Raw genomic sequence first — 8,617 nt, forward strand, 5'->3', positions numbered from 1 at the left:
AAGCGGCGCGTCCACGCGTCATCGTCGCCGGCACGGATTCGCCCGCAGGCAGATACCTGCCGTGAAGAGCGCCGCCGCAGCTGCCGTGCGCTCCGCCTTCCTGGAATACTTCGTCGAGCGCGGTCACACCGCGCGCCCGTCGTCGTCGCTCGTCCCCGCCGACGACCCGACCCTCATCTTCACGAACGCGGGCATGGTCCAGTTCAAGGGGATCTTCCTCGGTGAAGAGAAGGTCGCGTTCGATCGAGCCGTCACCTCTCAGCGCTGCGTTCGCGCCGGGGGTAAGCACAACGATCTGGAGGAGGTGGGACGGACGGCCCGGCATCACACCTTCTTCGAGATGCTCGGCAACTTTTCGTTCGGGGACTACTTCAAGCGGGAGGCGGTGGGCTACGCCTGGGAGCTGGTCACCGAGGTCTACGGTCTCGATCCGGACCGGCTCTATGCGACCGTGCACCACACCGACGACGAGGCGGCGGACTATTGGTCGAGCCAGGCCGGCATCCCTCCGGAGCGCGTGCATCGGCTGGGCGACAAGGACAATTTCTGGCAGATGGCCGACACCGGGCCCTGCGGCCCCTGCTCCGAGCTGCACTACGACCTGCGCGGCAGCAGCGCCCCTCCGCCCTCGAGCACGGAGGAGTTCGTCACGCTCAACGACGCCGGGACGATTCTCGAACTCTGGAATCTGGTCTTCATGCAGTACGACCGGAGCCGGACGGGCGAGCTCGCGCCTCTGCCGGCGCAGTCGGTCGATACCGGCGCCGGACTGGAACGATTCGCGGCGGTCCTCCAAGGTGCGGACTCGAATTTCCACACCGATCTCTTCGCTCCGCTGCTCGCCCGCATCAGCGATCTCGTGGGTCGCGGCTACCGGAAGACGGACCCGGAGAGCGCGAGCTTTCGGGTAATCGCTGACCATGCTCGCGCCGTGGCGTTCCTGCTTGCCGACGGCGTCGTCTTCCGGAACGAGGGCAGGGGTTACGTGCTCAGGCGCATCCTCAGGAGGGCGGTACGCCACGCCTGGCTCCTCGGTCGTCGCGAGGCCACGCTCGCACCGGTGGTGGGCAGGGTGGTGGACACCATGGCCGAAGCCTTTCCGGAGCTCGACGGACGCCGGGGCGAGCTGGTGCGAGCCACCGAGCTGGAGGAGGAACGCTTCCTCGCTACCATCGAAGGCGGGATCGGAAGGCTCTCCGACCTGATGGCCGGGTCGTCGGGCACGATTTCCGGCTCCGACGCCTTCAAGCTCTACGACACCTACGGTTTCCCCATCGACTTGACGCGCATCATGGCGGCCGAGGGTGGTTACGGCGTCGACGAGGCGGGCTTCCGGGTCGCGCTCGAAGCTCAGCGGGAGCGGTCGCGATTGAGCCGGGCGAGTGCGGCGGACGCCGTCCGCCACGACTGGTCGCCGGCTCTCGACCGCGTGGACTCCGAGGCTCAAAGCTTCGTTGGCTACGAGGTCACCGAAGCCGATACCGAGGTGGTCGCCGCGAGCCTCTCCGAGGACCGCGTCTCGCTGATTCTGGCTGCCAACCCCTTCTATCGCGAGGCGGGCGGCCAGGTATCGGATACCGGCGTCGTGGCCGCCGGCGAAGAATGGAAGCTGCGGGTGGACTCGGTCACCGACGCCAACGGGGTGAGCGCGGTCTCGGGTGCGTTCTCGGGTCCGGACCCCGCTACCGTCGACCTGGTGGGGGCCGGAGTGCGGGTCCGGGTGGATCCCGATCGTCGCCTCGACATCAAACGCAACCATACCGCCACCCACCTGCTTCACGCCGCGCTCCGCGAGACGTTGGGGGAGCATGTCGCCCAGAAGGGATCGCTCGTGGCTCCGGACCGGCTTCGCTTCGATTTCTCTCACCCGGCGCCGCTCGCCGCAGAGGAACTCGCGTTGATCGAGCATGCCGTCAACGAGCGCATCTGGGCCGGCAACCCCGTCGAGACCGAGCTCCGCCCCCTCCACGAAGCCAGAGCCTCCGGCGCCATGGCGCTTTTCGGCGAAAAGTACGGCGAAGTGGTGCGCGTTGTCGAGATTCGGGGGGTGAGCATCGAGCTCTGCGGCGGCACCCATGTGGCCAATACCGGAGAGATCGGCCTCTTCCGCATCGTATCCGAGTCGGGCGTGGGCGCCGGACTGCGTCGGATCGAGGCGTTGACCGGACGAGGCGCCTTCGCCTTTCTGAGCGAACGGGAGGCGGCGTTGCTCTCGGTCTCGGAGGCTCTGCGCACATCTCCCGCGAATCTGACCGGGCGCGTCGAGAGTCTTATTCGTGAGCGGAAGGAACTTGGAGAGCTGCTGGCGGAGCTGCGCGCGAGCGGCGGAGGCGCGCGAGAGGCGGTGAGGAAGGAGCTGGTCACCGGGAACGGCAAGGCGTTCGTCTACGCCGGGGTCGAGCTGCCTTGCCACACGCCGGCCGACGCCCGCTCATGGGGAGACCGCTTCCTAGGCATGATCGGGTCCGGCATCGCGGTTCTAGCCGCCGAGCTTCCCGGGGGCAGGCGTTCGCTCTTCACGTTCGTTTCGGGAGATTTGGTGGGAGAAGGGCTTCACGCTGGAGAAGTGGTCCGCGAGGTCGCCGCCCTGACCGGTGGACGAGGAGGTGGCAGACCGCACATGGCGCAAGGCGGAGTCGGCGATCCCGATCAGGTTGGGGATGCCCTGAGAGCGGGCGAGAAGATCGTGCTCGCCAAGCTCGAGGCCGGGGCGGGCGAATGAGAACGACCGAGGCCCGAGCGTGGCTGAACCGGTACGCGGAACCGACGCCCGTCGATCTCGAAACCTGGCTCGACCGGGTGGAGGCCGCAGGCAAGCGGGACGATGCCGATTCCGGCCTGACCGCGTCCGACGGTGCGGGCACGCCTGAACGCGCCGGCGACGAAACGTGCGCGACCACCGCCCTAACCGTATGCGCGAGCTCCGCTCTGGCTTCGGCGATGTCCACGCCCGGACGGCACCGACCGGTCGCCTTCGATCTTCTGGCGGGCGGCGCCTTTGTGGGGTACGCCTGCGAATCGGCGCTACGTCGAGACAGCGAGCCGGTGCCGAAGCTCTGGGACATCGTCAGGTGGATGGCCGCGACCCGAGCCGAGGAGGAGGAGTGATCGACCTGACCGGCAAGAAAGCCCTGGTCACCGGGGGATCCCGCGGCCTTGGCAGAGAGATCGCCCTCATGCTCGCCGAGGCCGGGGCTTCGGTCGGAATCACCTACCGGAAGCGAACGGTCGACGCCGAGGCCACGCTGGGCGACCTCGGCGCTTGCGGCCCGGCCCCTTGGGCCTTCAAGGGTGATCTGGCGGAACGGGGCGAGACCGAACGGGTCGTGCGCGAGTTCGCCGATGCCTGCGGCGGTCTCGACATTCTCGTCGCCAATCACGGCGTCTGGCCGCCGGCGTCGGTGCCGGTCGGCGAGATGGCCGACGAGCAGTGGGAGCGCACGCTCGCGGTCAATCTGAGCTCGGTTTTCAGGCTCTGCCGGTCGGCGGTGCGAATTCTGGAAGACGACGGTCGCATCGTCCTGATCGGCAGCACCGCAGGTCAGCGCGGAGAGGCGTTCCATGCCGACTACGCGGCGAGCAAGGGCGCCATGTCGGCGTTCGTCAAGTCGCTCTGCGTCGAGCTCGGTCCCAGGGGCATTACGGTCAATTGCGCCGCGCCAGGCTGGATCGACACCGAGATGGCGGCTCCGGCGATGCGCGACGGAGGTCGCGAATCCATCGCCGCTCAGATTCCTATCGGTCGCGTCGCCGGCGCCCGCGACGTGGCGGGGCCGGTGCTCTTCCTCTGTTCCGAACTCGCCGGACACGTGACCGGCGAAGTCATGAACATCAACGGCGGATCGGTTCTAGCTGGATGACGCCGGACCTGCGACCGCCGAGGCCACCGGAGGAGCTCAAGGAGATCGCGCGGACCTTGGAACGAGCCGGACACGAGACCTGGGTGGTGGGGGGCGTCCTGAGGGATTGGATCATCGGGTTGAAGGGGGGCGACTGGGATCTGGCCACGGGGGCGCGGCCCGGGATGGTGCGTTCGCTCTTCCGGCGCACCGTGCCGGTGGGTTTGGATCACGGCACGGTAGGCGTGTTCTGGGGCGGAGGCAGGACCCTCTACCAGGTCACGACCTTCCGGAAGGACGTGGAGACCGACGGTCGCCGGGCGGTAGTCCGCTTCGCGGAGCGGGTCGAGGACGATCTCGCTCGACGCGACTTCACCATCAACGCGCTGGCCTGGCACCCCCTCAGAGACGAGTGGCTCGACCTTCACGGAGGCAGGCGAGACCTGGAGGCGGGGGTCTTGCGCGCTGTAGGCGTCGCGGAGGCCCGGTTCGGAGAGGATTTCCTGCGCATTCTCCGAGGTCTGCGTTTCGCCGGGCGGCTCGACCTCGGCATCGAGCCCCGGACCTGGAAGGCGATGTGCGCGACGGTGGAAAACCTCGTCCGCCTTTCTGCGGAACGGGTGCGCGAGGAGCTCGTCAAGGTTCTCTCGGATACCCGACCGGGCGTGGCGCTGAGACTCTACGCCGACAGCGGCGCACTTGGAGCGCTCTACCCGGAGATCGCGGCTTTCCCGGCACCGGTCTGGGAGGCGACTCTCGAAGCGGTCGACTATCTGCCCCCGACGAAGCCCTACCTGAGACTCGCAGCGCTCCTCCGCTCCTGCGGTCTCGTCGCGGTCGAAGGACTGGCGGAGCGGCTCAAGCTGTCGCGGGTCGAGGGCCGCATGCTCGTGTCCGTGGTGAAGGCGCTGCCGGTGCCCGCTCTCGCCGCATCCGACGCCGAGCTCCGGCGCTGGCTTTCCGAACACGGACGCGATGCGCTCGGGCCGGCGATCCAGCTCGAAATTGCGCACGCGGCGACCCGGGGCAAGGAGCTGCCGCGAACTCCCGACGGCGAGTCGGGCCCGGAGGCGGCGGATAACGACGGGCCGGATGTCCGGGCGCTGATCGGAGCGCTCAGGAGGATGCGGATCCTGCTGGACCGCGGCGATCCGCTTGGAGTTTCCGATCTCGCGATCACGGGCGACGATCTTTTACGCATGGGGATCGAACCCGGACCGCTTCTGGGCCGAACCCTCCGCCGGCTTCTGGAGGAAGTCATCGAAGATCCCGACATGAATCGGACCACGGTGCTGGAGACCCGAGCCCGCACCTGGGCAGCCCGTGGATAAGGGTGCTCGCGGCGACGGCGCGAAGCTGGTCCACGTGGACGGCCGGCAAGTCCCGAACTCGCGGGAGAGGGCCGTGCTCGTCGAAGTTCCCGACCGGAAGCTCTCTCCTCTCCTCGCCGACCGTCAGCTCGCCGAACTTCGCGGTCTGGCGTCGGCGGCCGGCGTCGAGGTGGCGGGCAGCCTCACTCAGCGCATCGTCAAACAGAACCCGAGATACCTCGTCGGTTCGGGCAAGGCCCTCGAGCTCGCGGCTCTGGTACGAGAGAAGCAGGCCGACCTCGTGATCTTCGATGAAGAGCTCACTCCCGCCCAGGCCAAGGAGCTCCACGATCTGACCGGGGTCCGGGTTCTCGACCGCTCCGAGCTCATCCTCGACATCTTCGCGACCCGAGCTCGATCCCGGGAGGCGCGCCTGCAGGTCGAGCTCGCGCAGTTGCAGTACATGCTTCCCCGCCTGCGCCGCATGTGGCAGCATCTCTCCCGCATCCGGGGCGGCATCGGTCTACGGGGTCCGGGCGAGACCCAGTTGGAGACCGACCGCAGGGCCATCGCCAAGCGGATCGCCGATCTCCGGGCCCGACTCGAAGAGGTGGATCGCTCGCGAGCCGTCCAGCGCAGCGGTCGCAAGGGGTGGTTCCGGGTCGCTCTGGTCGGCTACACCAACGTCGGCAAGTCCACACTTCTGAACACGATCGCCGGGGCCGACGTGAAGGTCGCCGATCAGCTCTTCGCGACGCTCGATCCCGCCACGCGCACGGCCGATCTCGGCGAAGGAAGGAGCGCGCTCGTGACCGATACGGTGGGCTTCGTCCGCAAGCTGCCCCACCACCTGGTGGCGTCCTTCCGCTCGACCCTGGCGGAGGCGCGGCAGGCCGACGCTGTCCTCCACGTCATCGACGCCTCCTGCTCCGAGTGGGAGGAGCGCTACCGGGTCGTGGACGAGGTGCTCGAGGCCATGGGCGTGGCTCGCGGCGGCGGACGCCGGCTGCTCGTCTTCAACAAGGTCGACCGGATCACGCACTCCGAAGAGTCCGTCCTGCGCGACCGGGCCCTCGAGTTGGAGCTGGCGCCTGCGGTATTCGTCTCGTCCCTCACCGGCGAGGCCGTGAATGGCTTGCGCACGGAACTCCTGGCCAGATCCCGCACCGGGCACGAGATCGTCGATCTCCGGGTGCCGGCCTCGGAGGGAGGAGAGGTGGCCGCGCTCTATCGAGAAGGCGAGGTGCTGAGCCGGCGGGACGAAGCCGGCTGGGTGAAGATGCGCGTGCGGCTTCCTCCTCGCGGCCTGGGTCGGGTGAGGTCTCGAGGGCTGGCGGTGGAGTGAGCCCGCGCAAGGGGAACCTGCGGGAGAGACGGAGTTACGTGGACCCGGAGACCGCTGCGAAGCCCGGCCGTCGCCTGCCGCTACCCAATTCGACTTCGGGGGTATCTCTGCGAGACCGCCGGTGTAGTCGGGAGTCGCGCGTCACATCGGAGCCCAAGGAGAAGCAGTGAGGTTATTCGTCAACGTCGATCACGTGGCGACCGTCAGAGAAGCCCGGCGCACCGACGAGCCCGACCCCGTCAGGGCGGCGGTCCTGGCCGAGATCGGAGGCGCGGACGGCATCACGGTGCATCTGCGGGAGGATCGCCGTCACATACAGGACTACGATGTCGAGGTCCTCATGCGCACGGCGGTGAAGCCCGTCAACCTCGAGCTCGCCGTCGAGCCCGGCATGGTCGAGCTCGCCCACTCCTGGCGGCCCGCCAAGGCCACCCTGGTTCCCGAAAAGAGGGAGGAGATCACCACCGAAGGCGGTCTCGACCTGGGCTCCCCCGACCGAATCCGGGCCGTCGAGCGCGCAACCGCTCGCCTGCAAGGGGCGGGCATCCAGGTTTCGCTCTTCATCGATCCCGCCGAGGCCGCCATCCAAGCAAGCGGCGAGGTCGGCGCCCGCGCGGTAGAACTCCATACCGGCGAGTACGCGAACGCCTCCGGAGCCGCGCGGACCGCCGAGCTCGAACGCCTTCGCCGAGCTGCGCGGGCGGCACGCGAGTTCGGATTGATCGTCCACGCCGGCCACGGCCTCACCTACGTGAACGTCGCCCCGGTGGCAGCAATCCGCGAGATCGAGGAGCTCAACATCGGCCACTCGATCGTTTCACGGTCGGTGATGCACGGAATGAAGTCAGCGGTCGAGGACATGAAGTCGATTCTGACTCGGTCGGACTAGGGCGCCCGGACTGCCGTGGAGGCCGACGCACAGACTCGACTGTCGACCGGACGGTCCGTTGCCGGTATCGTCGGGGCGTGTCTCGCTCTGGCCGTCGGCGGGTTCTTCATGTGGTGGGCTCTTCGCCAGGTCGATCCCGCCGAGGTGTGGAACGCGATCCGGGGAGCGCACGGCGGACTCCTCGTCGCAGCCGTCGCGGTGGCCACCTCCGGCTTCTTCCTGCGCGCGCTGCGCTGGCGGGTCCTGCTGGAGCCGGTCTCCACGGGCGTCGGGCTCGGTCCGCTCTTCGCTGCGGTCGCGGTCGGTTTCATGGTCAACAACATCTTCCTGTGGAGGCTGGGCGAGATCGCGCGCGCGTTCGTCCTAGCCAAACGGAGCTCGGTCAGCTTCGCCTCCAGCCTAGGGAGCCTGCTCGCCGAGAGAGTCCTCGACATGCTGACGCTCTTCGTCTTCCTCCTCGTTCCTCTCGCTCTAGCTTCCTTCCCCACCGACGGGGTGCTCGCCACCGGCACGGGGGGCAGGCTCTTCCGGGGCGGACTCGCGGCGCTGGGTCTGGCCGGGCTGGCGACGGCGCTTCTGGTCCTCTTCCCCCGGCTTGTGCGCGGCGTCGTCGAGGTGGGGGTCGGGTTTTTGGGCGGCGGACCGCTGCGGGATAGGGTGACGGGAGCGATCCTGGGTGCGCTCGGCGACTTCCTGGGGGCGATGAGCGGCCTCCGAAGTCCGGGCGTCCTCGCCCGTGCGACCGGATGGAGCTTCGCGATCTGGGGTTGGAGCGCCTACGCCTTCTATCTGGGGATGAAGAGCTTCGGGATCGACACCGGCTGGGTATCCGCGCTCTTCACTCAAGCGACGGTGGGATGGTTCGCGGCCATCCCCGGTCCTCCCGGCTTCGTGGGCAACTTCCACGCGGCGGTCAAGTTCGCGCTAGCCGACACTTGGGGCGCCGACCCCGTAGGAGTGCTCGGGCTCGCCTTCGGCTTGCACTTGGGCGGATGGATCCCGATTACGGTGATCGGTCTGGCGTACGCGGCTCGATTCGGACTCGTGCGCCGCGGAGGGCTGCAAGGCCTGCGTTCGAGTCGGACCGAAGAGGCTCGGGCCGAGACGGGATGCGCGGAGGATTCGCCCGCAGGCGAGCTCTCCGGAGGAGGGTGATATGCATACGCGCACCGTCTCCGTGCTTGCTCCGGCCAAGATCAACCTCACCCTGTACGTGCTCGATGGAAGAGAAGAC

Annotated in this window: 7 protein-coding genes; all 7 read left to right on the top strand. The window is 68.2% G+C overall.

All coding sequences use genetic code 11. The features are described from left to right. Window positions 1–61: 61 nt before the first annotated feature. The 7 genes from alaS (at window position 62) to J4G12_02745 (ending at window position 8,538) form a co-directional block, all read left to right on the top strand. Window positions 62–2,722, top strand: a complete 2,661-nt coding sequence (alaS, locus tag J4G12_02715; GenBank protein MCE2454718.1) for an alanine--tRNA ligase — start codon at window positions 62–64, stop codon at window positions 2,720–2,722. After that, entirely contained in the window at window positions 2,719–3,108 is a 390-nt protein-coding gene (locus J4G12_02720; GenBank protein MCE2454719.1) for a hypothetical protein, read from the top strand. The genes alaS and J4G12_02720 overlap by 4 nt, the downstream gene beginning before the upstream one ends. Next, on the top strand, window positions 3,105–3,860 hold the full coding sequence (locus J4G12_02725) for an SDR family oxidoreductase (protein ID MCE2454720.1): 756 nt from the start codon (window positions 3,105–3,107) through the stop codon (window positions 3,858–3,860). Before J4G12_02720 ends, J4G12_02725 begins: the two co-directional genes overlap by 4 nt. Continuing rightward, window positions 3,857–5,170 (top strand): CCA tRNA nucleotidyltransferase, encoded by a 1,314-nt coding sequence (locus J4G12_02730; GenBank protein ID MCE2454721.1) that lies wholly within the window; start codon window positions 3,857–3,859, stop codon window positions 5,168–5,170. The genes J4G12_02725 and J4G12_02730 overlap by 4 nt, the downstream gene beginning before the upstream one ends. A 73-nt stretch (window positions 5,171–5,243) precedes the next feature. Beyond that, window positions 5,244–6,494 (top strand): GTPase HflX, encoded by a 1,251-nt coding sequence (hflX, locus tag J4G12_02735; protein ID MCE2454722.1) that lies wholly within the window; start codon window positions 5,244–5,246, stop codon window positions 6,492–6,494. Between the two features lie 166 nt (window positions 6,495–6,660). Further along, window positions 6,661–7,383, top strand: coding sequence for a pyridoxine 5'-phosphate synthase (locus J4G12_02740; protein MCE2454723.1), 723 nt, complete (start codon window positions 6,661–6,663; stop codon window positions 7,381–7,383). Between the two features lie 15 nt (window positions 7,384–7,398). Then, window positions 7,399–8,538: a flippase-like domain-containing protein gene (locus J4G12_02745; GenBank protein ID MCE2454724.1), complete on the top strand. Its 1,140-nt coding sequence runs from the start codon at window positions 7,399–7,401 to the stop codon at window positions 8,536–8,538. The last annotated feature ends 79 nt before the right edge of the window (window positions 8,539–8,617 follow it).

The organism is Gemmatimonadota bacterium (genome assembly GCA_021295815.1).
Lineage (GTDB): Bacteria > Gemmatimonadota > Gemmatimonadetes > Longimicrobiales > Gaopeijiaceae > JAGWBQ01.

Coding starts and splice junctions, on each gene's coding strand:
- J4G12_02730 (MCE2454721.1), top strand. CDS start 3,857: ATGACGCCGGACCTGCGACCGCCGAGGCCACCGGAGGAGCTCAAGGAG.
- J4G12_02720 (MCE2454719.1), top strand. CDS start 2,719: ATGAGAACGACCGAGGCCCGAGCGTGGCTGAACCGGTACGCGGAACCG.